At 70.8% G+C, this 24,328-nt stretch carries 22 protein-coding genes and 1 pseudogene; 7 read left to right on the top strand and 16 right to left on the bottom strand.

What is annotated here, in order from left to right:
• Together FV218_RS16005 and FV218_RS16010 are read right to left on the bottom strand one after the other, a co-directional pair.
• Nucleotides 1-952: pseudogene (locus FV218_RS16005) on the bottom strand (hypothetical protein); the annotation flags it as partial.
• A 25-nt stretch (nt 953-977) separates the two neighbouring features.
• Complete coding sequence (locus FV218_RS16010; protein WP_147710714.1) at nt 978-1,793, bottom strand: hypothetical protein; 816 nt, start codon at nt 1,791-1,793, stop codon at nt 978-980.
• Between the two features lie 421 nt (nt 1,794-2,214).
• On the opposite strand from FV218_RS16010, the gene FV218_RS16015 reads away from it, so the two are divergent.
• Together FV218_RS16015 and FV218_RS16020 are read left to right on the top strand one after the other, a co-directional pair.
• Complete coding sequence (locus FV218_RS16015; RefSeq protein ID WP_147710715.1) at nt 2,215-3,144, top strand: lipid kinase; 930 nt, start codon at nt 2,215-2,217, stop codon at nt 3,142-3,144.
• Between the two features lie 35 nt (nt 3,145-3,179).
• Nucleotides 3,180-3,941, top strand: coding sequence for a TerC family protein (locus tag FV218_RS16020; RefSeq protein ID WP_147710716.1), 762 nt, complete (start codon nt 3,180-3,182; stop codon nt 3,939-3,941).
• A gap of 431 nt (nt 3,942-4,372) precedes the next feature.
• Here FV218_RS16020 and FV218_RS16025 read toward each other — a convergent pair whose 3' ends face one another.
• The 6 genes from FV218_RS16025 to FV218_RS16050 all read right to left on the bottom strand — a co-directional run bounded on the left by FV218_RS16025 (nt 4,373) and on the right by FV218_RS16050 (nt 9,157).
• Nucleotides 4,373-5,227: a phosphatase PAP2 family protein gene (locus FV218_RS16025; RefSeq protein ID WP_147710717.1), complete on the bottom strand. Its 855-nt coding sequence runs from the start codon at nt 5,225-5,227 to the stop codon at nt 4,373-4,375.
• A 184-nt stretch (nt 5,228-5,411) separates the two neighbouring features.
• Nucleotides 5,412-6,287 (bottom strand): alpha/beta hydrolase, encoded by an 876-nt coding sequence (locus FV218_RS16030; RefSeq protein ID WP_147710718.1) that lies wholly within the window; start codon nt 6,285-6,287, stop codon nt 5,412-5,414.
• 143 nt (nt 6,288-6,430) lie between these two features.
• Nucleotides 6,431-7,273 (bottom strand): 2,3,4,5-tetrahydropyridine-2,6-dicarboxylate N-succinyltransferase, encoded by an 843-nt coding sequence (gene dapD, locus FV218_RS16035; RefSeq protein ID WP_147710719.1) that lies wholly within the window; start codon nt 7,271-7,273, stop codon nt 6,431-6,433.
• 63 nt (nt 7,274-7,336) lie between these two features.
• Nucleotides 7,337-7,801, bottom strand: a complete 465-nt coding sequence (locus FV218_RS16040) for a hypothetical protein (protein ID WP_147710720.1) — start codon at nt 7,799-7,801, stop codon at nt 7,337-7,339.
• 156 nt (nt 7,802-7,957) lie between these two features.
• On the bottom strand, nt 7,958-8,416 hold the full coding sequence (locus tag FV218_RS16045; protein WP_147710721.1) for a Crp/Fnr family transcriptional regulator: 459 nt from the start codon (nt 8,414-8,416) through the stop codon (nt 7,958-7,960).
• Nucleotides 8,417-8,470: 54 nt separating this feature from the next.
• The gene (locus tag FV218_RS16050) at nt 8,471-9,157 is read right to left on the bottom strand and encodes a response regulator transcription factor (RefSeq protein WP_056089792.1); all 687 of its coding nucleotides are present in this window, start codon (nt 9,155-9,157) and stop codon (nt 8,471-8,473) included.
• A 367-nt stretch (nt 9,158-9,524) separates the two neighbouring features.
• Here FV218_RS16050 and FV218_RS16055 point away from each other — a divergent pair, with 367 nt between their 5' ends.
• Together FV218_RS16055 and FV218_RS16060 are read left to right on the top strand one after the other, a co-directional pair.
• Nucleotides 9,525-10,058 carry a L,D-transpeptidase family protein gene (locus FV218_RS16055; protein ID WP_147710722.1) on the top strand — a complete coding sequence of 178 codons (534 nt, stop codon included), beginning with the start codon at nt 9,525-9,527 and terminating at the stop codon, nt 10,056-10,058.
• Between the two features lie 243 nt (nt 10,059-10,301).
• Nucleotides 10,302-10,733 carry a MarR family winged helix-turn-helix transcriptional regulator gene (locus FV218_RS16060; protein ID WP_056089785.1) on the top strand — a complete coding sequence of 144 codons (432 nt, stop codon included), beginning with the start codon at nt 10,302-10,304 and terminating at the stop codon, nt 10,731-10,733.
• A gap of 6 nt (nt 10,734-10,739) precedes the next feature.
• Here the strand turns inward: FV218_RS16060 and FV218_RS16065 are convergent, their stop codons facing one another.
• Nucleotides 10,740-11,462: a YggS family pyridoxal phosphate-dependent enzyme gene (locus tag FV218_RS16065; protein WP_147710723.1), complete on the bottom strand. Its 723-nt coding sequence runs from the start codon at nt 11,460-11,462 to the stop codon at nt 10,740-10,742.
• 190 nt (nt 11,463-11,652) lie between these two features.
• Between FV218_RS16065 and leuS the strand changes: the two genes are divergently transcribed.
• The 3 genes from leuS to holA all read left to right on the top strand — a co-directional run bounded on the left by leuS (nt 11,653) and on the right by holA (nt 16,010).
• Entirely contained in the window at nt 11,653-14,256 is a 2,604-nt protein-coding gene (gene leuS, locus FV218_RS16070) for a leucine--tRNA ligase (protein ID WP_147710724.1), read from the top strand.
• A 154-nt stretch (nt 14,257-14,410) separates the two neighbouring features.
• Nucleotides 14,411-14,968, top strand: a complete 558-nt coding sequence (gene lptE / locus FV218_RS16075) for an LPS assembly lipoprotein LptE (RefSeq protein WP_147710729.1) — start codon at nt 14,411-14,413, stop codon at nt 14,966-14,968.
• A gap of 13 nt (nt 14,969-14,981) precedes the next feature.
• The gene (holA, locus tag FV218_RS16080) at nt 14,982-16,010 is read left to right on the top strand and encodes a DNA polymerase III subunit delta (RefSeq protein WP_147710725.1); all 1,029 of its coding nucleotides are present in this window, start codon (nt 14,982-14,984) and stop codon (nt 16,008-16,010) included.
• A gap of 494 nt (nt 16,011-16,504) precedes the next feature.
• Here holA and FV218_RS16090 read toward each other — a convergent pair whose 3' ends face one another.
• The 7 genes from FV218_RS16090 to FV218_RS16120 form a co-directional block, all read right to left on the bottom strand.
• Nucleotides 16,505-17,401, bottom strand: a complete 897-nt coding sequence (locus FV218_RS16090) for a ParB/RepB/Spo0J family partition protein (protein WP_147710730.1) — start codon at nt 17,399-17,401, stop codon at nt 16,505-16,507.
• A 39-nt stretch (nt 17,402-17,440) separates the two neighbouring features.
• A complete protein-coding gene (locus FV218_RS16095; protein WP_147710726.1) occupies nt 17,441-18,307 on the bottom strand; it encodes a ParA family protein in 867 nt (288 codons plus the stop codon).
• Nucleotides 18,304-18,942 (bottom strand): 16S rRNA (guanine(527)-N(7))-methyltransferase RsmG, encoded by a 639-nt coding sequence (rsmG, locus tag FV218_RS16100; RefSeq protein WP_147710727.1) that lies wholly within the window; start codon nt 18,940-18,942, stop codon nt 18,304-18,306. The genes FV218_RS16095 and rsmG overlap by 4 nt, the downstream gene beginning before the upstream one ends.
• Nucleotides 18,932-20,815, bottom strand: a complete 1,884-nt coding sequence (gene mnmG / locus FV218_RS16105) for a tRNA uridine-5-carboxymethylaminomethyl(34) synthesis enzyme MnmG (RefSeq protein ID WP_147710731.1) — start codon at nt 20,813-20,815, stop codon at nt 18,932-18,934. Before mnmG ends, rsmG begins: the two co-directional genes overlap by 11 nt.
• A gap of 74 nt (nt 20,816-20,889) precedes the next feature.
• Nucleotides 20,890-22,407, bottom strand: coding sequence for a tRNA uridine-5-carboxymethylaminomethyl(34) synthesis GTPase MnmE (mnmE, locus tag FV218_RS16110; RefSeq protein WP_147710728.1), 1,518 nt, complete (start codon nt 22,405-22,407; stop codon nt 20,890-20,892).
• Between the two features lie 160 nt (nt 22,408-22,567).
• Complete coding sequence (rho, locus tag FV218_RS16115) at nt 22,568-23,911, bottom strand: transcription termination factor Rho (RefSeq protein ID WP_056089768.1); 1,344 nt, start codon at nt 23,909-23,911, stop codon at nt 22,568-22,570.
• A gap of 228 nt (nt 23,912-24,139) precedes the next feature.
• Nucleotides 24,140-24,328, bottom strand: a 189-nt coding sequence (locus tag FV218_RS16120; RefSeq protein WP_187273083.1) for a Smr/MutS family protein, incomplete at its 5' end; no start/stop codon positions are given.

Consider the following 24,328-nt stretch of genomic DNA (forward strand, 5'->3'; position numbering starts at 1 on the left):
GCGGGATCAGGGTGATCGCGGCGGCGAGCGCGACGAGGCCGGCTCCGGCGGCGAGGATGCGGCGGTCGCGCAGGGCCCCGCCCTCGTGTCCGGCGCCGCGGAGGCGCCCGCCCGCATCGGCCAGACGGCCCCGGACCTGACCGGCCATGTGGCCGAGGAACGGGCCGAGGACCGGGCCGAGGCCGCCCGTCCCGACCGCTGCGGGTTCGGCCGAGGTCGGTCCCGCCGCTTCGGGCGCCTCGGCCGGTGCCGGTGGCCGGGACGGGGTGAGGCGTCCGCGCAGGGTTCGCCAGCCCTCGGCCGCGCCGGCCGAGAGGGCCCGCCCCCGCGTCGCCGTCCCGGCCAGGGCGGTTCGGACCTGGGATCGGACCGCGACGAACCGGGCGGCGGCGCCCGGCTTCGCCGGTTCGTCCGCGGTGATCTTCGCCTCGGGCGGGGGCGACCCCGTCGGGCTTACCGCCGCGGCCGCCGGATCGTCGGCCTCGGGCTGCACGAACAGGGCCGGATGCCGGACCCGCAGGTCCGTCACGACATCGGCGAGGGTCATCGCCCGGTCGGGCCCGGCTGCGGCGAGGGTCCCGCCCTCGGCGGCGGCCTTGGTCCGGGCGGGAGGTTTGCCCTTGGAAGACGCCTTGTCCTTGGAAGACGCTTTGCCCTTCGAAGACGTTCGGTCCTCGGCCAGGGGCGCCGGATCGGTGATGCGGCGCGGCCGGCCGTCGCGGTCGAGGATCCGGTAGCCCGGTGGCGCCGGGTCGGGTTCGACGGCGGCTTCGGCGAGGAGCTGGAGCGTGCGCCGGGCCAGGGGATGGCCGCCCTGGCGCACGACCTCCTCGGCGATCCGGAGCCGCAAGGCGGCGCGCTCCGCATCGAAGGCGGCGCGCGCCGCATCGGGGGCGTCCGCGTCCTGCGGGGCGCGGGGTATCAAGGCGCTCGCTTCCAAGGCGTGGACCACTCCCAGGGCTGTCGACGCGGCGGGGTCAGGCCCCGCGCGTGCGTCCCGCTATAGCGCCGAGCGGCCCCGGACCATAGCGGCGCAGCACCCGGCTCGTCTCCGAGACGATGACCGGGCGCGGGCCGGACATGTCGAGGGTGAGGACGAGCTCCGACACGCCCTGCGCCCGCGCGCCCTTGGCCGGGTTCTCGGCGCGGTAATCGAAGGTGGTCTGGACGATGCAGGTCGCCGTGGCGGCATTGCAGGCGGTGCGCGTCGCGCCGCCCTGCGGCTCGTAGCGCCGCTCCGGCCAGCGGACGACGAAGCGGCGCTTCTCGTCCATCAGGGCGGCCAGCGACAGGGTCCGGCCGTGGAACCGCACGCGCTCGCCATAGAAGCGCGGGGCGGCCGCGACCATGCCGAGGCCCGGGGCCGAGACGCTGTCGAGGTAGTCGTCGCTCAGGCGCGCGGCGGCGGCGGCCCATTCGGGGAAGCGGTCCGCCGAGGCCATGGGCGAGGTCATGGGTGTCGCCGGGGCGGCGATTGCGGGCGTCCGCGACAGGCGGCGGGGCCGCCGCTCGTCCCCGTCGACCTCCCGGCGCCGGCTCTCGCGCATGGGCGGCCGCGTCCGGACGGACGGGCGTTCGGCGCGGCGGGCGGCGGACTTCGGCTCCGCCGGTGCGTCGAGGGCCTCGCCTCCGGCGGCCGGCGTCCCGGCACTCTCCTGGGGGGCCGGCACCGCCGGCTCGGTCCGGGCCGGCGGATCGACCCAGCCCGGCCGCGACTGCGCCAGGGCGGGCCCGGCGAACCAGGCGAAGCCGATCAACGCGGCGGAACAGACGGAACACGAACCGTAGTGCATGGCATCATCACCGGGGTCGCGACCGATTCGGAAGATCTCAAGGACGGGATCTCGAGGACGGGTTCGGTCGATCGAGGGATGAACGTTTCGTGAGCGCGCTCGGTTTCGCGCCCTCGGCCCGCGCGTGCGATCTCCGGCGACCGTGGCGCCGGGGTCACAGTCGGGCGGCCGCCGCCGCGCCCGCCCTGCGTGTGCGAGGCCGGTTTCGTACCTCGTCCGCCCTTGCCATCCCCGCCCGGCAACCCACCTTGACCGTACCGGGTCCGGGCCCCTCTGGCGGTCGAGGCGTTGACCGTGATGTCGGACCCCGTCTCTGCCTTTGCGCTCACGCGGCGCGAACGCACCGGAGGGTCCAGAACCGCATGACGATCCAGCACCGAGTCCGCGCCGCACTGGGGCAAGCCTCTTGGGAGAACGTCGCGTGAGCGCCGGCCAGACCGCCCGCCGGGGCCTGCTCCTCGTCAACCCGAATGCCCGCAACGGCGGCTTCTCCCTCGACGCCGTGCGCGACGCCCTGCGCCAGGGCGGCATCGAACCGTTCGAGCCGCCCGGCGATCCCGACTGCACCGCCGTGATCAAGCGGCACGCGGGGCGGAGCGACCTCGTGATCCTCGGCGGCGGCGACGGTACCCTGAACGCGGCGGCCCCCGCCCTCGTCGAGACCGGCCTGCCCCTCGGCATCCTGCCGCTCGGCACCGCCAACGACCTCGCCCGGTCCCTCGGCCTGCCCCCCGACCCCGTGGCGGCGGCCGGCCTCATCGCCAGCGAGGAGGCGCGGCCCGTCGACCTCGGCTGCGTCAACGGACATTACTACTTCAACGTCGCCAGCATCGGCTTCTCGGCCGAACTCGCCGGCGACCTCACGGCCGAGTCGAAGAAGAAGTGGGGGACCATCGGCTACGGCATCGCCGCCCTGCGGGTCCTGCGCCGGGTGCGGCCGTTCACGGTCTACCTCGAACACGACGGCCAGACCGAGACGATCACCACCATCCAGGTCTCCGTGGGCAACGGCCGCCACTACGGCGGCGGCATGACCGTGGAGGAAACCGCCACCGTCGACGACGGCAAGCTCGATTTCTACAGCCTCGAGGTCAAGCACTGGTGGCGGCTGCTCGCCCTGCTGCCGGCCCTGCGGCGGGGCACGCAGGGGAAGGCGGCGGACGTGCGCGCCTTCCACACCACCGAGATCGTGGTGAAGACGAAGAAGCCCCGGCCGGTGAACACCGACGGCGAACTCTCGACCTACACCCCGGCCCATTTCAAGGTGGTGCCGAAGGCCGTGCGCATCTTCGCGCCCGAGGCCTCGCAGCGCCCGGGCGTCGTGCGCCCCGGCTTCACCCTGCCTTTCTAGCCCCTGCCCTTCTGGACGTTCGGAACAGCCTCCCCGTGGACAGCATCCTTCCCCTCCTCAGCGACCCGACCGCCTGGGCGGCCCTCGCCACCCTCATCGTGATGGAGGTGGTGCTCGGCATCGACAACCTCATCTTCATCTCGATCCTCACCAACAAGCTGCCGGCCGACCAGCAGGACCGGGCGCGGCGCATCGGCATCGGCCTCGCCCTGGTGCTGCGGCTCGGGCTGCTCGGCACCGTCGCCTACATCGTCGCCCTGACGCAGCCGGTGTTCGCGGTGTTCGGCAAGGGCTTCTCCTGGCGCGACCTTATCCTCATCGGTGGCGGCCTGTTCCTCCTGTGGAAGGCCACGAAGGAGATCCATCACACCATGGAGCCCGAGCCGGAGGACAAGGGGCTCGGCAAGGCCGCGACCCTGGGGTTCGCGACGGCCATCGGCCAGATCCTCGTCCTCGACCTCGTGTTCTCCATCGACAGCATCATCACGGCGGTGGGCATGACCGAGCACGTCCCGATCATGGTGGTGGCCGTGATCGTCGCCGTGACGGTGATGCTGCTCGCGGCGAACCCGCTCTCGCGCTTCATCGCCGCCAACCCCACGGTGGTGATGCTGGCCCTGGGCTTCCTCATCATGATCGGCATGACGCTCATCGCCGAAGGCTTCGGCGCCCACGTGTCGAAGGGCTACATCTACACGGCCATGGCGTTCTCGGCCGGCGTCGAGGGCCTCAACATGCTGACCCGCCGCCGGAGGCGGAAGCGGGCGGCGTCGGACCCGGCGTCCGCCCAGCGGTAGGCCCACCCGGTTTCACGGGACAACGAAAAGGCCCGCCGGAGCGCTCCGGCGGGCCTTTTCATTTCGGGGCATCACCGGCGCGGGATCGGGCCGGTGACGTTGGCGTCGAGGCGTCATACGGTTTCCGCCTGATCCGTTCGGTGACGCGGTGCCATGCGGGTCCCCTCCTCCCCAGGCGCGGGTCCCCTCTCCTGGAAGGAGAGGGACAGGGTGAGGTGTGTGACCTTTTCGGAGAGTCCACACACCTCACCCCAACCCTCTCCTTCCAGGAGAGGGAGCACCCGTGGGCTTCACGCCCGCATCCGGATGCCGTCAGATGCCCTGTCTCTGCACGAGATCGACCCGTTCGCAATTGTGTGAATCCAGTAGCCCAAACAGGAAAGGGGGCCCGTCGCGGCTGCTCAATCCGGATTGATCAACCGGAGCTGGCGTCAGAGAATGGAATCGTATCCCGTCGCCTCGCGCTTGCAGACCGCCTGGTCCGGGGCCGCGCCGCCGCCGGCCACGAGCTTGGCCACCTCCGCCCGGGCGCGCTCCAGGTCGGCGCGGAACCCGGCATCGCCCTGGAGGGCGGCGAAGACGATGCTCCCCGTGGTGCGCCCGGCCTGGATGTCGGTCATCCAGTGCAGGCCGCAGACGACGCGACTCTCGCCGTAGGAGCGGGCGCGCAGGAAGAAGTCCGTCGCCTTCTCGGGCATCAGGGCGGCCAGGATCGAGGCGTAGGTCCAGGCCTGGGTGGCGTGGCTCGACGGGAAGCTGAAGGCGTTGGCGATCTCGGCCGAGCGGACGACGCAGATCTCCGCGTCGTTGCCGACGAAGGGGCGGATGCGCCGGTAATGCTCCTTGGGACCGCGCAGGGCACGGGTGATGTCGAGGCGGCTGCGCTCCAGCAGGGTCATGAGGGCGGGCGCGCGGGTCTGGTCGATGCGCTGGCCGATGACGCAGGCGAAATCGTCGAGGATGGCCGAGGCGCCGTCGGCCACATCCGTGGTGGCGAGGTCCCAGCGCGGGGTGCCCTTGAGGGACCGGGTCGCCGTGAAGGCCGCCTTGTCGGCGGTCTCCGCCGCCGACTGGCCGCGGGGCGGGGCCGGCAGGATCTTCACGGTGTCGGGCGCCGCGGCGTCGGACAGGTAGGGCTGGCGGGCGGCCTTGCCCGGCGTCACGGGGGTGTTGGCGACGGGCGGCGCGGAAGCGGGCTTCGGGGGCTGCTGCCCCTCCTGCGCCAGGACCGGCGGAACCCAGGCCGCGGCGGCGAGGAGGACGAGGGCGAAGGGCAGGCGGGCCATCGGCGTCTCTGGGATGGTGAACGGAAGGGGGGCGACGAAAGGGAAGCGGCCTTCTGCCATAGGGTTCCCGTGTAACGGTCCGATGGCACTCGGTGCATCTTATCCGGACCGCACCTGAACGGCGCCCGACCGAACCGTCATTCCGACTCCGCTCACCGCCGCGCGTCGCGGCGTCCGCCGTCGCTCACCCGGCGCGGATCGCCGCCGCGACTTCGCCGGGATATTCCTCGTGCGGGCTCAGGGCGCCGGGGATCGACGCGCGGGCGACGTGGCCGGTGGCGACGAGGGCGTCCATCTCCGCGCCGGACCGGCGCGGCGCGCGCTCCGGGCGCAGGACGAGGATCGGCGGCAGGCCGTCATCCGCGAACAGGTCGAGGAAGTCCTTGCGGGTCCCGCACGGGTCGAGGCCGCCGGTGACGAAGGCGGCGGTGCCGAAGCGGCCGCCCGGATGGCGGGTGACGGCGTGCTTGTCGGCGATGATCCCCGGCGTGACGTGGGCCGGGTCGGCGTAGACGTGGGCCCGCATCATCCGGCCGATCACCGGCGGGCTGATGTTGAGGCGGTACAACGCCTCGCCGAGGATCGGCAGCTCGACGGCGCGGCGGATGCCGGCGATGAGGCCGCGCCGGTCCGGGCCCATCATGGTGGGCAACGGCCCGCGCCAGGTCGGCGCCACCAGGACGAGGCGGCCGAACAGGCCGGGATGTCGGGACGCCGCCGCCACGAGGTAGCCCGCCGCGTGGCCGGCGGCGACGCCGAGGGCGTAGGGACCGCGCTCCGCCGCCAGGAGGGCGTCGAGGAAGGCGTGCAGGGTGGCGGGGGTCAGGGCGATCCGCGCCCGCGTCCGGTCGCCGAAGCCGGGCCAGTCGGGCACGTGGCAGCGGAAGTCCAGGCCGAGGTCCTTGGCGAGGGGCCGCATCTCGGCCCGGGCCGAGATCGACGACAGGGCCGGGAGCAGCAGGGCCTCGGGCCCGTTGCCGATGACGTCGCAGGGCGTCGGCATCGGCCGTCCCATGACGGTGAGGGACAGGCTGCGGGCGGAACAGGCGGGCTCGATCATCGCGCGTTCTCAACGGGTCCGGTGTCGGGAAGATGGGGCCGGCCCCCTCCCCCCGACATGCGACACAATATGGGTCCCTTCGCTCGGGATCGAAGCGACCCCGTCGGGGTCCGGCAGGTCCGTCAGGTGCGCGGCGGCCGGCGTCAGGTCCGCAGCAGCTCGTTGATGGCGGTCTTGGAGCGGGTGCCGGCATCGACGCGCTTGACGATGACGGCGCAGTACAGGCCCGGCCCCGGCGTGCCGTCGGGCAGGTCCTTGCCGGGCGTGGTGCCCGAGACCACGACGGAATAGGGCGGCACCCGGCCGTACATGACCTCGCCCGTCGAGCGGTCGATGATCTTGGTCGAGGCGCCGATGTAGACGCCCATGGACAGAACGCTGCCCTCGCCGACGATCACGCCCTCGGCCACCTCGGCGCGGGCGCCGATGAAGCAGTTGTCCTCGATGATCACCGGGTTGGCCTGGAGCGGCTCGAGGACGCCGGCGATGCCGGCGCCGCCGGAGATGTGGCAGTTCTTCCCCACCTGCGCGCAGGAGCCGATGGTGACCCAGGTGTCCACCATGGTGCCCTCGCCCACATGGGCGCCGAGGTTGATGAAGGACGGCATCAGCACCGCGCCGGGCGCGATGTAGGAGCCGCGCCGCACGACGCAGCCGGGCACGGCCCGGAAGCCGGCCTCGCGAAACTGCTTCTTCTTCCAGCCCTCGAACTTGGACGGGACCTTGTCCCACCACGTGGCGCCGTCGGGGCCGCCATGGATGATCTCCATGTCGTTGAGGCGGAAGGACAGCAGCACCGCCTTCTTGAGCCACTGGTTGACCTGCCAATCGCCGTCGACCTTCTCGGCGACCCGGGCCTTGCCGGAATCCAGGAGGTCGAGGGCGTTTTCGACGGCCTCGCGCACGGCGCCCTTGGTGGCGGTGTCGATGCCGGCGCGCTCCTCCCAGGCGGTCTCGATGGTGGTGGCGAGGTCGGCGTGGGACATGACGGCTTCCGGGGGGGTGAGACGAGGGCTTCGTGCTTACAAAAGCCCGCCGGTCCTGTCACCTCAACCGGCGGTCAGGGGCTTCGACGCGGCGTGGCCGCAGGCGTCGAAGCGGCGCTGGATGACGACGTAGTCCTGGCGGATGGTGTTGAAATACTTGGCCGAGACCGAGACTTCCGGCTTGCCGGGGGCCCCCGACGGCAGCCGGTCGGTGATCCGTTCGATGATGCAGCACTCGGTGCGGTCGCCGAGATAATCGACGGTGTTGCCGTAGGCGCGTCCGCCATGGTCGCCCTCGCGGACGATGTTGGCGATCATGATGTCGATGTAGTTCTGGTCCGTGAGATATCTGTTGGTCTCGTGGCAGACCATGATCCGGTCCGAATAGACCGTGCCGGCGCAGACCGCTCCCACGACGGCCAGGCCGAGGAAGACGGCTCCGGCCATCCGCACACGCTGCTCGCGGGGTTCGTCCTGATGGGCGTCCTTGTGGGCGTCTTGGCGGGCATTCTCGAGAGTGTTCGGCATCGTCCTGGCGACCCCTTGGGTTGGCGGCCCTCGGGGTCGGACCGCGCGGGGCGCGGCCAACCGCGGGCGCGTGATCGACGACGCGATCATGCGCCCGCACATCTTAGGAAAGCGCTCACGCGTTCGTGATCATTCCGTCATTCGCGCGGCCAGGCGTCAGGGCGCGATGGCATCGAACCGCAGGCGCACGTGATCGAGGTCGCGGGCGAGGGCGGCCAGATCGTCGGCGAGTTCGTCGTGGATGGCCTGCGCGGCCTGCGGAAACTCCGCCAGCACCCTGCGCATCAGGGTGGGGGTGATGCGGATCACCTCCGCCGCCGCCGCCGCATGGGCGTCCGTGGGACGTTCCCCGGGCAGGAGCAGGGCGAGGCGGCCGACGAGGGCCGAGCGGCCCACCGTCACCGTCTCGCCGCCGGCCACGCGCGGGGCCAACGCGATGGTGCCCGACAGGACGACGAAGCCGCCATCCGAGGCGTCGCCCCGGGCGAACAGCCGGTCGCCGGGGGCGAGGCTGCGCCGCTCGGCGGCGAAGGAGAGAAGCCGCAGGGCATCCCGGCCGAGGAACCCGAACAACGGGGCGGCGGCCAGGATCGCGATGTCGTCGTCGAGCCCCAAGCCGTCCCGTCCCCCGTTCACCCACGCGAGCTTAGCGCAAGCGGCGGCGCGCGACTACGGCAGCAGCTTGTAGCCGCCGCCCTCGGTGACGAGGATCGCGGCGAGGCCGGGGTTCGGCTCGATCTTCTGGCGCAGGCGGTAGATGTGGGTCTCGAGGGTGTGGGTGGTCACCTGGGCGTTGTAGCCCCAGACCTCGGCGAGGAGGGTGTCCCGGCCTACCACGGCGCATCCGGCGCGGTAGAGGAAGCGCAGGATCGCGGTCTCCTTCTCCGTGAGCTTCAGCTTCGACCCGCGCGCGTCCACCAGGAGCTTGGCGCCGGGACGGAAGGTGTAGGGCCCGATCTGGAACACCGCGTCCTCGCTCGCCTCGTGGCTGCGCAGGTGAGCGCGGATGCGGGCCAGGAGCACGGCGAACTTGAACGGCTTGGTGACGTAGTCGTTGGCGCCCGCCTCGAGGCCCTCGACGGTATCGTCCTCGGAATCCTGGCCCGTGAGCATGATGACGGGGCCGCGATAGCCGTTGCGGCGCATGGCGCGCACGGCCTCGCGCCCGTCCATGTCCGGCAATCCGACGTCCATCACCGCGAGGTCGATCCGCCCATCGGTGACGCAGGCGATGGCGCCGCTGGCATCACCCGTGCCGATCACGCGGAATTCCTCGTAGAGATCGAGTTGTTCCGACAACGTCTCCCGCAAAGCGGCATCGTCGTCGCAGATCAGCAGGCGATGGATATTGGGCATCGGCCGGACGACTTTCACGCACGAACGGGATCACACGAGTGGCGCGTGATCCTCAGGCAAAGGGAAGGGCGGAGGCGTCCGTGCCAAGCGGATGCCGGGGGGAGAGGACGAAGGGACCGGACCGCCTGCCAAGACTGGACTGTCTTGATCGGGAGGACCGTCTTGACAGGAAAAGCTCGGGAAGAACGGCTTCGATGGAAAAGAAAGGTTGAGAAGAACAAAAGGGCCCGGACGGACACGTCCGCGGTTTCCTCACAAACGGGTGATGACGGCCAAAAGTTTCAGCCGCGCGGCGACGCAAACTGCCGAGGGGCCGCGGCTCCGGTGAGGATGGTCTCCCGCGCCCCGTCGGGCGATAAGACGCCCCATGAAGCGAACCACCCTCTCGCGCCTGCGGGTCCGACCGCTCGTGGGCGATCGCACCCGTGGACAGGTCCTGGCCGGTCCCGTCGTCATGCCCTGCGCCCTGGGCCGTTCGGGGATGGTCCGGGGCAAGCGCGAGGGCGATGGCGGCTCGCCCCGGGGACGGTTCCGCCTGCGGGGAGGCGTCTACCGTCCGGACGTCTTCGCCATCCGCCCGCGCACCGCCCTCCCCTTGCGCCCGATGCGGCCCGACGACGGCTGGTGCGACGCGCCCGGCGACCGGCGCTACAACCGGCCCGTCGCCCTGCCCTGCCCCGTCAGCGCGGAGCGGATGTGGCGCGATGACGGGCTCTACGACCTCGTCATCGACCTCGACTACAATCGCGGACCGATCCGGAAGCGCCTCGGCTCGGCGATCTTCTTCCACTGCGCCCGGCCCGGCTACACGCCGACGGAGGGCTGCGTCGCCCTGAAGCGCGCCGATCTCGCCCGGCTCCTGCGCCGGCTCGGCCCGCGCACGCGGATGTGGATCGGATAGCCGCATGGTCAGCGGTTCATCGGAGCGGCGGCGAAGGGCCCGATCGGGCCGAACGGCACCGGCCGGATCGCCGGGGTGCCGGCCGGGACTGCCAAGGGGGCGAGGGGCCCATGGGGCATAGGCGGGGCTCCGCGAACGACGCGCCACGCGGCGCGTTGGGCGAAATAGGCGCATATGCACGCATCACACAAGCGTGGCCGGAGGCCTTTGTGCGTGGCCGGATGCCTTCGTGAGGACAGATCGATGATGAAGCCGGCCCAGGTCACGCCGTGCCACTGCCAGACGGCACGCCAGGGGGCGCGACAGCTGACGCAGTTCTACGACCGCCACCTCGCCCCGACGGGCCTGCGGGCGTCGCAATACGCCGTGCTGTCGCGTCTCGGCCGCCTCGAAACCGCGTCCATCAACCAACTGGCCGAGGCTCTGGTGATGAACCGGACCACCCTCGGGCGGGCCCTGCGGCCGCTCCAGCGCGACGGCCTCGTGCGCGTCGGCCCCGGCGCCGACGGACGCACCCGCGCCCTGTGCCTCACCGCGGCGGGCCGGGACCGCCTCGCCGCCGGTCTCCCCCTGTGGCGGCATGCCCAGGACGCCTTCGAAGCCGCCTTCGGCGCCGCCGAGGCCGAAGGCCTGCACGCGGCGATGGGGCGGGTCGTCACCGCCCTGCCCGGCTGAGACGTCTCACGGGCGCGCCGGCCGCGCCCCGAAGATCGCCGTGCCGACGCGGACATGCGTGGCCCCCATCTGGATCGCGGCCGGGTAGTCCGCGCTCATGCCCATGGACAGGATCGGCAGGTTGTGGCGCTCGGCGATGCGCGCGAGCAGGGCGAAATGCGCCGAAGGCGGGTCCTCGGCGGGGGGGATGCACATGAGGCCGTTGATGGCGAGCCCGTGGGTGTCGCGACACTCGGCGAGCAGCACGTCGACCTGCGCCGGCGACACCCCGGCCTTCTGCGCCTCGTCGCCGGTGTTGACCTGGATGAGCAGCTTCGGGGTCCGGCCGCTCCTCGCGGTCTCCTTGGCGATCTCCTTGGCCAGCGCCGCGGCCAGGGACAGGCGGTCGAGGCCGTGGATCACGTCGAACAGCTCCACCGCCTCGCGGGCCTTGTTCGACTGGAGCGGCCCGACGAGGTGCAGCTCCACGTCCGGGAACCGCTCCCGCAGGGCCGGCCACTTCGCCTTCGATTCCTGGACGTAGTTCTCGCCGAACACCCGGTGCCCGGCCTCCAGGGCAGGCAGGATGCCCTCGGCCGCGATGAGCTTCGAGACGGCCACCAGGCTGACGGAGACCGGATCGCGCTCGGAATCCTCCGCCGCCTGCCGGATCTTTTCACGGACGGCCGCGAGACCGGCCACCACATCGGCGGGATCGGGGTGGGCATACGCGAAGGGGCTGTCGGCCATGGGGCTGGTTCTCGGGTCGGTGACGGGGTCTGAGGGTCGGACTACCATTCCGAACGCAGGCCGCAAGGCGGGGCTCCCGGCGGGTGCTTCGTGTTGACCGGATGACGCCGCGTGCTAGTCCGGCGGCCGACCCCTTCTACCCAGCGGACCGCGATGCCGGCCGCTCCCCTGACAGTGAACGGCGCCAGCCATGACCAGCCCCGCCCGCCCCGCCCCGCCCGAGCGCTACAACGCCAAGGAGACCGAGCCGCGCTGGCAGCAGGCCTGGACCGAGGCCGGCATCTACGCGACGAAGAACGACGACGCCCGGCCGAAATACTACGTGCTGGAGATGTTCCCCTACCCGTCCGGCCGCATCCACATGGGCCACGTGCGCAACTACGCCATGGGCGACGTGGTCGCCCGCTACAAGCGCGCCCGCGGCTTCAACGTGCTGCACCCCATGGGCTGGGACGCCTTCGGCCTGCCCGCCGAGAACGCCGCCATGGAGCGCAAGGTCAACCCGCGGGAGTGGACCTACGCCAACATCGCCACCATGCGCGGCCAGTTGCAGAGCATGGGCCTGTCGCTGGACTGGAGCCGCGAGATCGCCACCTGCGATCCCGACTACTACAAGCACCAGCAGCGGATGTTCCTCGACTTCCTCGGCAAGGGCCTCGTCACCCGCCGTACGGCCAAGGTGAACTGGGACCCCGTGGATCACACGGTGCTGGCCAACGAGCAGGTCATCGACGGGCGCGGCTGGCGCTCGGGCGCCCTCGTCGAGCAGCGCGAGCTGACCCAGTGGTTCTTCAAGATCACCGACTTCGCGCAGGACCTCTACGATGCCCTCGACGGCCTGGAGCGCTGGCCGGAAAAAGTCCGGGTGATGCAGAAGAACTGGATCGGCCGGTCCGAGGGGCTGGAGGTCCGCTTCGCCGTGGACGCGCCGCCCCCCGGTGTGGCACCGGAGGTGAAGGTCTACACCACCCGCCCCGACACCCTGTTCGGCGCGAAGTTCCTGGCCATCGCCGCCGATCACCCCATCGCGGCGGCGCTCGCGCCCGCGCGGCCGGATCTGCAGACCTTCATTGAGGAATGCCGCCGCACGGGCACGGCCCAGGCGGCCATCGACACGGCGGAAAAGCTCGGGTTCGACACGGGGCTGACGGTGCGCCATCCCCTCGACCCGTCGTGGCTGCTGCCGGTCTACGTCGCGAACTTCGTCCTGATGGAGTACGGCACCGGTGCGGTGTTCGGCTGTCCGGCCCACGACCAGCGCGACCTCGACTTCGCCAACAAGTACGGCCTCGGCAACACCCCCGTGGTCTGTCCCGAGGATCAGGACGCCAAGACCTTCGTCGTCACCGACACGGCCTATGACGGCGACGGCCGGATGATCAATTCGCGCTTCCTCGACGACATGACCACGGACGAGGCGTTCCACGCCGTCGCCAACCGCCTCGAAGCCGAGACCCTGTCGGGCGCCCCCGTCGCAGGGCGAAAGGTGCAGTTCCGGTTGCGGGATTGGGGCGTGTCACGCCAGCGCTACTGGGGCTGCCCGATCCCGATCATCCACTGCGACGCCTGCGGCCCGGTGCCGGTGCCCGTCGCCGACCTGCCGGTGCGCCTGCCCGACGACGTCTCGTTCGACGTACCCGGCAATCCCCTCGAGCGCGACCATGCCTGGCGCGACGTCCCCTGCCCCACCTGCGGGAAGCCGGCGCGGCGCGAGACCGACACCATGGACACGTTCGTCGATTCGTCCTGGTACTACGCCCGCTTCACCGCGCCGTGGCTGCAGGATGCGCCCACGGACCGCACGGCCGTCGACCAATGGCTCGCCGTGGACCAGTATATCGGCGGCATCGAGCACGCGATCCTGCACCTGCTCTACGCCCGGTTCTTTATGCGGGCGATGCAGGCCACGGGCTGGTCCGGCGTGTCCGAGCCCTTCGACGGCCTGTTCACCCAGGGCATGGTCGTCCACGAGACCTACAAGGACGCGGCCGGCGCCTGGGTCCAGCCGGCGGACATCCGCATCGCGGCGGAGTCCGGCGAGCGCCAGGCGTTCCACGTGAAAACCGGTGCACCGATCAGCATCGGCGCCATCGAGAAGATGTCGAAGTCGAAGAAGAACGTCGTCGATCCCGACGACATCATCGCGAGCTACGGCGCCGACACCGCCCGCTGGTTCATGCTTTCCGACTCGCCGCCGGAGCGCGACGTGATCTGGACGGAGGACGGCGTCCAGGGCGCCGCCCGCTTCGTCCAGCGGGTCTGGCGCCTCGTCTCCCTCGCGGCCCAGGCGAACGGCATGCCGGGCGCCCACGACGCGGCCCTGCGCAAGGCCGCGCACAAGGCCCTGGCCGCCGTCGAGGAGGATGTCGAGCGCCTGCGCTTCAACCGCTGCGTCGCCCACATCTACACCCTCGCCAACGCCCTCGACGAGGCCCTGCGCGGCGGCGTCGCCGCGGGGGCCGCCCGCGAGGCCGCCGGCATCCTGACCCAGCTCGTGGCGCCGATGATGCCGCATCTCGCCGAGGAATGCTGGCAGGCCCTGGGCCGCGACGGCCTCGCCGCGCAGGCCGCCTGGCCGGTGGTGGACCGCGCCCTGCTGGTGGAGGATACGATCACCCTCCCCGTCCAGCTCAACGGCAAGAAGCGCGCGGACGTGACCGTGCCGCGCGAGGCCGACAAGGAAGAGGTCGAGCGCCTGACCCTGGCCGACGAGGCCGTGCAGAAGGCCCTCGAAGGCCGGGCGCCGAAGAAGGTGATCGTGGTGCCGGGCCGGATCGTCAATCTGGTGGTGTAGGGCATCGTCCCGAACGGTGGTTGCCGGCCTTCGAAAAAGGGCGAGGCCACGATCCGGCCGGAGACGAAGCGTAAACCTCGGGCCAATTAGGGTGACGGCGGGCATGGGTTCGCCGTACACAGCGAAGCTGGGCAATCGGGACGGCGGCGGCATGATGCGTTTGGCGATTCGGACGGAGCGGAACGGTCGCGCCTACCGGGCGGTGCGGGTGGCGCTGGTCTGCGCCCTCGGCCTCAACCTGTCCGCCTGCTTCCGGCCCCTCTACGGCCCCACGGCCTCGGGCGAGCCGATGGCGGCCCTGCTCGCCTCCGTGCAGGTGGACGAGGTCAACATGGCCCAGGGCCAGGAGCGCATCGGGCATTACCTGCGCAGCGAACTGATCTTCGACCTCGACGGGTCGGGCCAGCCCTCGACCAAGCGCTACCGCCTGAAGATGCAGGGCAGCGAGACGGTGCAGACCCCCATCGTCTCGTCCCAGACCGGACGCGCCGAGGCCGGCACCATCATCGCCAACGTCAAGTACTCCCTGGAAAACCTCGACGGCACCAAGATCATCAGCGAGGGCGTCGCCACCTCGACGGCGACCTACGACCGCTCGGTGCAGCGCTTCGCCTCGCTCCGCGCCGCCCGCGACGCCGAGATCCGCCTCGCCAAGACCCTGTCGGAGCAGATCAAGACCCGCCTCGCCTCCGTGCTGGTGACGAAGCCCTGACGGGTTCGCCCGCATGACCGCCGTCAAGGCCGGCGACGTCGAGGCGCTGATCCGGCGCGGACCGGACCCGCGCATCGCCGTGCTGCTGCTCTACGGGCCGGACACCGGCCTCGTCTTCGAACGGGCCAAGCGCCTCGCCGAGGCGTTCGTCTCCGATCCGGGCGACCCGTTCGCCATGGTCAAGATCGACGGCGACACCCTGGCCCAGGATGCCGGCCGCCTCGTCGACGAGGCCGGCACCGTCGGCCTGTTCGGCGGCAACCGCACCATCTGGGTCCGGGCGGGCAGCCGCAACTACGCGCCGGCCGTCGAAGCCGCTCTGAAGGCGGAAATCACCCAGGCCCGCATCGTCGTGGAGGCCGGGGATCTCGCCAAGACCGCGCCGCTCCGCACCCTCTGCGAGAAGTCGCCCAAGGCCCTGGCGATCCCGTGCTACCCCGACGACGAGCGCGCCCTCGGCGATCTCATCGAGCGCACCCTGCAGGAGCAGGGCCTGCGCATCGCCCGCGAGGCCCGCGACGTCCTCGCCACCAGCCTCGGCGGCGATCGCGGCGCCAGCCTGTCGGAGATCGAGAAGCTCGCCCTCTACACCCGCGGGCAGGACACCGTCAGCCTCGACGATGTCGAGGCCGTGGTGAGCGACGTCGCCGCCAGCGTCCTCAACACCCTCATCGACGCGGCCTTTTCCGGCCGCAGCGCCGACGTCGAGCGCGATTACCGGCGCTTTCGCCACGAGGGCATGGACCCGTCGATGATGCTGGGCTCGGCCCTGCGCCACGCCCTGACGCTCCTGAGCACCCGTCTCGCCGGGGAGGGGCAGAGCGCCAGCCTCATGGTCGGCAATTGGCGCGGCCTGCATTTCCGGCGCAAGGCCACGGTGGAGACCCAGCTCGCCCGCTGGACGCCCCCGGCCCTGCGCCACGCGATCCAGCTGCTGCAGGACGCGGTGCTGACCTGCCGCCGCTCCCCGCCCGACCTCGCCCACGCCAACGCGTCGAGTACCCTCCTGCGCATCGCCTCGGAGGCGGCACGGCGGCGCTGACCGTGACTTCCGTTCAGAGTTGAGAAGCGGCCCGTTGGCGTGAAGCGCGACGGGCTCCCTCTTCTTCCAGGCAGGGCGATCGCAGATGGCGGTCGCGGTCTGAATCCGCCGCAGAAGAGGGTTGTCGACGAAGCAGAGTTTCCGGTGCGCATCCCCTCGCCCCGCCTGCGGGGAGAGGGACGCGTCTCCCCCCTGCCGGGGAGCGCGTCGAGGCGGCAGCCGAAGGTGAGGGGGCGAATCCAAAAGAGGCTCCTCCGACGCAGCCCCCTCACCGTCGCTGCGGCTTCGCCTTCGCTCGCCCCAGGCACGACGGGGTGCCTGCGGCCCTCTCCCCGCAGGCGGGGCGAGGGGGATGCGCGCAGACGCTCTGCGCGAAGGGGCAAGGGCTGGCCCAAACGTATGCACCCGATCTGCGATCGCCCTGCCTTCCAGGAGAGGGGACCCGTGACCTCGCAAGACCTCCGCGGATTACGATCGCGCGGCCGGTGACCCTTTCAACCCTGCGGCGAAACCTTCAGCAGCCGGCAAAGCCCATCCAATTCCTCCGCCGACTCGTAGCGGATGCGGATTTCGCCCGTGCCGGCGGCCTTGGTCTTGAACGAGACCGGCATGCCGATGGCGCGGCCCAGGGCCTGTTCGAGGGAGCGCAGGGTGGCGTCCTTGTCGGCGCCGCGCCGGGGCCGGCCGGGGCGCGGGGCGTCGCCGTCCGGAACCTCGGCGGAGGCCAGGGCCTCGACCTCGCGCACGGACATCCCCTCCTCCACGATCCGCCGAGCGACGGCTTCCGGGTCCTTCACCGCCAGGAGGGCGCGGGCGTGCCCCGCCGTGATCTCCCCGGCAACCACCCGGTCCTGGATCGCGGGCGAGAGCTGGAGCAGGCGCAGGGTGTTGGCGAGGTGGCTGCGGCTCTTGCCGATGATCTCAGCGAGCTCGCTCTGGTTGTACTGGAACTCGCTCATCAGCCGCTCGTAGCCGGCGGCTTCCTCGATGGCGTTGAGGTCCGTGCGCTGGACGTTCTCGAGGATGGCGAATTCCAGGGAGGTGCGGTCGTCGATCTCGACGGTCACCACCGGCACCTCGGTCAGGCCGGCGCGCTGGGCCGCGCGCCAGCGCCGCTCGCCGGCGACGATCTCGAAGGTGTCGGGCACGCCCGACAGGGCCCGCACGACGATGGGCTGGATGATGCCCCGGACCTTGATGGACGCGGCGAGCTCTTCCAGGTCCGCCTCGCTGAAGCGCCTGCGCGGATTGCGCGGGTTCGGCCGCAGGAACTCCACCGCCACCTTGCGCTGGGCCTGGGATTTGTTCGCGTCGGCACCCTCGTCGCCGAAATCACCGATCAGGGCCGCGAGACCGCGCCCGAGCCGGGGCCGCACCACATCATCCGCCATCGCCACCCGCTCGACTCCGTTACGCATCGTTTTCATGGACTAGGCCGCGACGGGCAGACGCCCCTCGCGCTGGATGATCTCGGAGGCGAGGCGGAGATAGGCCTGGCTGCCGGCGCATTTGAGATCGTAGAGCAGCACCGGCTTGCCGTGGGACGGCGCTTCCGACACGCGCACGTTGCGCGGGATCATGGTCTCGTAGACCTTGTCGCCCATGAAGCTGCGGACATCCGCCACCACCTGGGCCGAGAGGTTGTTGCGCGGGTCGAACATCGTCAGCACGATGCCCTGGATGGTGAGGCGGGCGTTCAGCGCGCCGCGCACCTGCTCCACCGTGCGCAGGAGCTGGCTCAGGCCCTCCAGGGCGAAGAACTCGCATTGCAGGGGCACCAGCACCGCGTCCGCCGCCGCCAGCGCGTTGATGGTGAGCAGGTTGAGGGAGGGCGGGCAGTCGATGAGGATGTAGGTCACGCCCTGCGTCGCCCCGCTCTGGCCGACGCCCTTGAGGACGTTGCGCAGGCGATGGGCCCGGTCCGGGGCGGTGGCCATCTCCATTTCGAGCCCGAGCAGGTCCATGGTCGAGGGCGCCACCATGAGGCGGGGCACGGCCGTCTGCACACAGGCGGCGCCGAGTTCGGCCTCGCCCGCGAGCACGTGATAGGTCGAGACCTTGCGCTGACGCCGGTCGACGCCGAGGCCCGTGGAGGCGTTGCCCTGGGGATCGAGGTCGATCACCAGCACCGATTCGCCGATGGCGGCGAGCGCCGTGCCGAGGTTGATCGCCGTGGTGGTCTTGCCGACGCCGCCCTTCTGGTTGGCGAGGGCGAGAATGCGCAGGGGCCGGTCCGGCTTTCCATCCGAGGGGAATTTGCCGCCGGACGACAGGTCAGTGAGGGGAGCGCTCGTCATGAATCCACGCGGGAGAGGGCGGTGACGCGGACGATCCGCGCGTCAGAATCGGTGCGGCTCGGCACAAGATCGTAAACGAATCTCCACCGTTGTGCCGCCTCGGTCAATTCGGATTGCACGTCACGCCCCTTGGGAAACAGCGCGACGGTGCCGGTTGTCAACAGGGGCTCGGCCCAGGCGAGGAGTTGGGTTAGGGGCGCGAGCGCCCGCGCGCAGACGATCTCCACGCCGGTCTGCGCCGCGATGGCGTCCTCGATCCGGGAATTGTGGACCCGCGCCGGCGCTTCGGTCAGGCGCGCCGTCTCCATGAGGAAGGCGCATTTGCGGGTGTTGCTCTCGATGAGATCGACCCGGAATCCCGGCCGGTCGCGGCCGGCCAGCGCCAGGATCAGGCCGGGGATGCCGGCCCCCGAACCGAGGTCGAGCCAGCGCGTGGCATCGGGCGCGAGCGTCAGCAGTTGCAGGGAATCGGCGACATGCCGGGTCCAGACCTCGCCGAGGGTCGCCGGACCGACGAGGTTCTTCACCCTCTGCCACCGGCGGAGCTGCGCCACGTAGGTGTCGAGGCGGGTGGCCGTTTCACGTGAAACACCGGCCTCGGCGAGGACGCGGTCGCGTCCGGGCTCACTCGGCATGGGCACGCCCCGAACGGTCGCCGCGGCGGGCATGGGCCGCGAGCAGGGTCAGGGCCGCGGGGGTCACGCCCTCGATCCGCGCGGCCTGACCCAGGGTGCCGGGGCGCACGGTCTCCAGCTTGCTGCGCATCTCGTTGGACAGGCCCGGGATGGCGCCGTAATCGAGCCGGATGGGGAGGGCGACGGCCTCGTCCCGGCGGAAGGCGGCGATGTCGGCCCGCTGGCGGTCGAGGTAGACCGCGTAGGTGGCGTCGGTCTGCAGCCGCTCGGCGATCCGGTCCGGGACCTCGGCGAGGTCGGGCCAGACGGCTGCGAGACGAGACCAGTCGATGTCCGGATAGGACAGCAGCTGAAATGCCGAGCGGCGGATGCCGTCCTGATTGAGGGCGAGGCCGTGACCCGCCGCCTGGCTCGGGGTCAGGCTCAGGGTCTCGAGCCGCCCGCGTGCCGCTTCGAGGGCGGTTTGGGAGCGGGCGAAATGATCGGCCCGGCGCGTGCCGACGCAGCCAAGGGCCGCGCCGCGCGGGGTCAGGCGCTCGTCGGCATTGTCGACCCGCAAGGACAGGCGGTACTCGGAGCGCGAGGTGAACATGCGGTAGGGCTCGCTCACCCCGTGGGTGACGAGGTCATCGATCATCACGCCGAGGTAGGATTCGGCCCGGTCGAACACCGCCAGGGGCGATCCGCCGGCGAGGCGCGCCGCGTTGAGTCCCGCGACGAGGCCCTGCCCCGCCGCCTCCTCGTAGCCGGTGGTGCCGTTGATCTGTCCGGCGAGGAACAGGCCGGGCAGGCGTCGGGTCTGGAGGGTGGCGTCGAGCTCGCGCGGATCGACGTAATCGTACTCGATGGCGTAGCCCGGCCGCACGATGCTGGCCCGCTCCAGTCCCGGAATCAGGGCGATCACCGCGCGCTGCACCTCTTCCGGCAGGGCCGTGGAGATGCCGTTGGGATAGATTGTGGGGTCGTTGAGGCCCTCGGGTTCGAGGAAGATCTGGTGGCCCTCGCGGTCGCCGAACCGCACCACCTTGTCCTCGATGGACGGGCAGTAGCGCGGGCCGCGGCTGGCGATGCCGCCGGAATACATGGGCGAGCGATGGAGGTTGGCCCGGATCAGGTCGTGAACGGCCTGCGTCGTCCGGGTGATGCCGCACTGGATCTGGGGCGTGGTGATGCGGTCGGTGAGGGACGAGAACGGCACCGGATCGGTGTCGGCCGACTGCATCTCCAGGCCGGACCAGTCGATGGTGCGGCCGTCGAGGCGCGCCGGGGTTCCGGTCTTGAGGCGGCCGAGGCCGAAGCCGTGGCGGTCGAGGGTCTCGGCGAGGCCCACGGACGGGCCTTCGCCGACGCGCCCGGCGGGGGTGCGGATCTCGCCGATATGGATGAGGCCGCGCAGGAAGGTGCCGGTGGTCAGCACCACGGCGGTGCAGGGGAGGGCGCGTCCGTCCGCCAGGACCACGCCGGTGACGCGCCCAGCGTCGACGGTGAGGTCGGCGACTTCGCCTTCGATCACCGTGAGGTTGGCGGTCTCGGCGATGGCCGCCCGCATGGCGGCGGCGTAGAGCTTGCGGTCGGCCTGGGTGCGCGGACCGCGCACGGCGGGTCCCTTGCGGCGGTTGAGCAGGCGGAACTGGATGCCGGCCGCGTCGGCGACCCGGCCCATGAGGCCGTCGAGGGCGTCGACCTCGCGCACGAGGTGTCCCTTGCCGAGGCCGCCGATGGCCGGGTTGCAGGACAGGGCGCCGATGGTGGCGGCGTTGTGCGTCACCAGGGCCGTGCGGGCGCCGAAACGCGCGGCGGCCGCCGCGGCCTCGGTGCCGGCATGGCCGCCGCCGACGACGATGACGTCATAGGGCGAAGGGAAATAGAGCATGGCGTTGGAGTACGCGTCCGGGTGCGGCAGCGTCAACGATTGTCGCGGTTTTTCACGTGAAACCGCGCGCCTGTCTACTTTCCGATACAGAAGCCGGAGAACAGGCGATCGAGCATCTCGTCGACGCTCACGTGGCCCGCGACCTCGCCGAGGGCGCGCACGGCCAGGCGCAGGTCCTCGGCCGCGAGTTCGGGCAGGGCGGTGCCCTGCAGCAGGCGGTCGAGGTGATCGCGGCAGCGGGTCAGGCCGTCGCGATGGCGCTCGCGGGTGATGAGGGCGGCCTCGCCGCCGACGGCGTTCGCGGCATGGCGTTCGATGGCGGCGAGCAAGGTGTCGAGGCCAGAGCCGGTGACAGCCGAGATGGCGATCGTGTCGGAGGACACCGGGACGGGTAGGAGATCGGATTTGGTCGACACGCGCAGGATTGCGGCACCCGAACTCGGAACGCTACCCTCGTCACAGCTCCACTCAGGCGCGATTGTCGAAAGCCCCGATGCATCGGCAAGGGGCACGGCAGGCTCCCTCTCCTGAAAGGAAAGGGTTGGGGTGAGGTGTGGGACATCTCCGGAGAATCCACACACCTCACCCTGTCCCTCTCCTTCCAGGAGAGGGGACCCGCGGGGATCGGGAGACGGGTCGGGGAGGGGACCAGGAGCCGACACGACACGGGCGTCGTCGAGGAGCAACACGAGGTCGGCCTGGGCCATGCGCGCCCTGGTCCGGCGGATGCCTTCGGCCTCGATGGCGTCCGTGGCCTTGCGCAGGCCGGCGGTGTCGACGAGGGTCACGGGCAGTCCGCCGAGGTCGCACCGCACCTCGATGACGTCGCGGGTGGTGCCGGGGATGGCCGAGACGATGGCGGCGTCGCGGCGGCTCAGGGCGTTGAGCAGGGTCGACTTGCCCGCATTCGGCGGGCCGGCCAGGACGACGGTGAAGCCGTCCCGCAGGCGCTCGCCGCGCCGCCCGTCGTCGAGGGTGGCGGCGATGGCATCGCGGAGATCGCGGGCCTTGGCGAACAGGGCGGCATCGAGGGCGTCGTCATCGACATCGCCCTCGTCGGAGAAATCGAGGGCGGCTTCGACACCCGCCAGGAGATCGATGAGGCCATCGCGCCACGCCGCGACCTGACGCCCGAGGGCGCCGTCGAGCTGGCGCAGGGCCTGACGGCGCTGGGCCTCGGTCTCGGCGTCGATGAGGTCGGCGACGCCCTCGGCCTCGGTCAGGTCCATGCGGCCGTTGAGGAAGGCCCGGCGGGTGAAGGCGCCGGGGGCCGCCGGGACGCACCCGGGGAGGGCCGCGAGGGCCCGCAGGACCGCCGTCCGGACGGCCGGGCCGCCGTGGAGATGGAGTTCGGCCATGTCCTCGCCCGTGAAAGTGCCGGGACCGGGCATCCAGACGACGAGAGCCTGGTCGAGGGTCTCGCCCGTCTGCGGGTCGCGAAGGGTCCGCAGGACGAGGCGGCGCGGGGCGGGGAGGGGGCCGGCGAGTGTGGTCACGAGTGGCCCGGCGGCGGGTCCACTGATCCGAATGACCGCCACGGCCGCACGACCAAAGCCGCTCGCGGGGGCGAAGATGGTCGACGGAGCATCCATCGCAGCAGGCTTTTCGGAGATGGCAGACATCTGACCCTAAGCCGGCGAAGTGTTTGGTTTCCGCCGGAAATCGTAGTGCGCCGTCAATGGCCTATGGGAATGTCCCGTGCCCTCGCGGAATACGAAATGGGCTCCCCAAGGGGAGCCCTTCGCATGCGCCTCAGGTGTTCATCGAGTCGAAGAAGTCGTTGTTGCTCTTGGTCTGGCGCAGCTTGTCCATGAGGAACTCGATGGCGTCGGTGACGCCCATCGGGTTGAGGATGCGGCGCAGCACGTAGGTCTTCTTGAGGGAATCCGGCGGGACCAGGAGCTCTTCCTTGCGGGTGCCCGAGCGGGTGATGTCGATGGCCGGGAAGATGCGCTTGTCCGACACCTTGCGGTCGAGGATGATCTCGGAGTTGCCGGTGCCCTTGAACTCCTCGAAGATCACCTCGTCCATACGCGAACCCGTATCGATGAGCGCGGTGGCGATGATCGAGAGCGAGCCGCCCTCTTCAATGTTGCGGGCGGCACCGAAGAAGCGCTTCGGCCGCTGCAGGGCATTGGCGTCGACGCCGCCGGTGAGCACCTTGCCCGACGACGGCACCACGGTGTTGTAGGCGCGTCCGAGGCGCGTGATGGAATCGAGCAGGATCACCACGTCGCGGCCGTGCTCGACCAGGCGCTTGGCCTTCTCGATGACCATCTCGGCGACCTGCACGTGGCGGGTGGCCGGCTCGTCGAAGGTGGAGGCGATGACCTCGCCCTTCACCGAGCGGATCATGTCGGTGACTTCCTCGGGGCGCTCGTCGATGAGCAGCACGATGAGGTAGCATTCCGGGTGGTTGATGGTGATCGACTGGGCGATGTTCTGCATCAGCACGGTCTTGCCCGTGCGCGGCGGCGCCACGATGAGGGCGCGCTGGCCCTTGCCGATGGGGGCGACGATGTCGATGATCCGCGGCGAGAAATCCTTCTTCGGCGGATTGTCGAGTTCGAGCTTGAAGCGCTGGGTCGGGAACAGCGGCGTCAGGTTGTCGAAGTGGACCTTGTGCTTGATCTTCTCCGGGTTCTCGAAGTTGATCGTGTTGACCTTGAGCAGGGCGAAGTAGCGCTCGCCGTCCTTGGGGCCCCGGATCGGACCCTCCACCGTGTCGCCCGTGCGCAGGCCGAAGCGGCGAATTTGCGTGGGCGAGATGTAGATGTCGTCGGGGCCCGGCAGGTAGTTCGACTCGGAGGAGCGCAGGAAGCCGAAGCCGTCCTGCAGCACCTCGACGGTGCCGGCGCCGATGATCTCGACCTCCTTGGCAGCGAGCTGCTTCAGGATCGCGAACATCAGCTCCTGCTTGCGCATGGTCGAGGCGTTTTCGACCTCGACCTCTTCGGCGAAGGCCGTCAGCTCGGTCGGCGTCTTGGACTTGAGGTCCTGGAGCTTGACCTCGCGCATGCCGTCGAGATCGGCGGCGGCAATGCTGCCCTCGGCCGGCGAATCCACGGGTTCAAGGGCGTCGTAGGTGGATGTCATGGGCGTTCAAAACCGCGGAAGGACGGACAACGGGCGACAATGTCGGGAGTGAATTCGCCGGGCGCCGTTGAGAGCGCCTGTGGTCGGGCCATCGGGGAGATGGCTCCGCGCATCGTCTTGGGGGAGCCCCGGGGGCTCACGGGATGCAGCACGGCGTAACGAGGAGGGAGTTCACCGTTATCGCGTTTCTTGCGTTTGCTCAAGTCCCGGCCTTGCGCGCGTCTCGATTCAGCGCCGGCGCAGGCGGACGTAGAGGGCGCCGGCCCCGCCATGGTGGCGGGCCGCTTCCTCGAAGCCGACCACGAAGCCGCGCAGTTCCGGGGCCCGCAGCCAGTGCGGCACGCTCCGGCGCAGGACGCCGCGCTCGGAGAACGCGTCGTCGTACTCCGACCCGCCCCGGCTGAGCCCGCCCTTGCC

The organism is Methylobacterium sp. WL69 (assembly GCF_008039485.1).
In the GTDB taxonomy this organism is placed as follows: Bacteria; Pseudomonadota; Alphaproteobacteria; order Rhizobiales; family Beijerinckiaceae; genus Methylobacterium.

Bases quoted from the DNA above. Each gene is read 5' to 3' on its own strand.
- FV218_RS16095 (WP_147710726.1), bottom strand. From the start codon at position 18,307: ATGACGAGCGCTCCCCTCACTGACCTGTCGTCCGGCGGCAAATTCCCC.
- FV218_RS16040 (WP_147710720.1), bottom strand. From the start codon at position 7,801: ATGCCGAACACTCTCGAGAATGCCCGCCAAGACGCCCACAAGGACGCC.
- holA (WP_147710725.1), top strand. From the start codon at position 14,982: ATGACCGCCGTCAAGGCCGGCGACGTCGAGGCGCTGATCCGGCGCGGA.
- mnmG (WP_147710731.1), bottom strand. From the start codon at position 20,815: ATGCTCTATTTCCCTTCGCCCTATGACGTCATCGTCGTCGGCGGCGGC.
- FV218_RS16050 (WP_056089792.1), bottom strand. From the start codon at position 9,157: ATGCCCAATATCCATCGCCTGCTGATCTGCGACGACGATGCCGCTTTG.
- lptE (WP_147710729.1), top strand. From the start codon at position 14,411: ATGCGTTTGGCGATTCGGACGGAGCGGAACGGTCGCGCCTACCGGGCG.
- leuS (WP_147710724.1), top strand. From the start codon at position 11,653: ATGACCAGCCCCGCCCGCCCCGCCCCGCCCGAGCGCTACAACGCCAAG.
- FV218_RS16055 (WP_147710722.1), top strand. From the start codon at position 9,525: ATGAAGCGAACCACCCTCTCGCGCCTGCGGGTCCGACCGCTCGTGGGC.
- FV218_RS16065 (WP_147710723.1), bottom strand. From the start codon at position 11,462: ATGGCCGACAGCCCCTTCGCGTATGCCCACCCCGATCCCGCCGATGTG.
- FV218_RS16010 (WP_147710714.1), bottom strand. From the start codon at position 1,793: ATGCACTACGGTTCGTGTTCCGTCTGTTCCGCCGCGTTGATCGGCTTC.
- FV218_RS16090 (WP_147710730.1), bottom strand. From the start codon at position 17,401: ATGGCGGATGATGTGGTGCGGCCCCGGCTCGGGCGCGGTCTCGCGGCC.
- rho (WP_056089768.1), bottom strand. From the start codon at position 23,911: ATGACATCCACCTACGACGCCCTTGAACCCGTGGATTCGCCGGCCGAG.
- FV218_RS16025 (WP_147710717.1), bottom strand. From the start codon at position 5,227: ATGGCCCGCCTGCCCTTCGCCCTCGTCCTCCTCGCCGCCGCGGCCTGG.
- FV218_RS16060 (WP_056089785.1), top strand. From the start codon at position 10,302: ATGATGAAGCCGGCCCAGGTCACGCCGTGCCACTGCCAGACGGCACGC.
- dapD (WP_147710719.1), bottom strand. From the start codon at position 7,273: ATGTCCCACGCCGACCTCGCCACCACCATCGAGACCGCCTGGGAGGAG.
- mnmE (WP_147710728.1), bottom strand. From the start codon at position 22,407: ATGGATGCTCCGTCGACCATCTTCGCCCCCGCGAGCGGCTTTGGTCGT.
- FV218_RS16030 (WP_147710718.1), bottom strand. From the start codon at position 6,287: ATGATCGAGCCCGCCTGTTCCGCCCGCAGCCTGTCCCTCACCGTCATG.
- rsmG (WP_147710727.1), bottom strand. From the start codon at position 18,942: ATGCCGAGTGAGCCCGGACGCGACCGCGTCCTCGCCGAGGCCGGTGTT.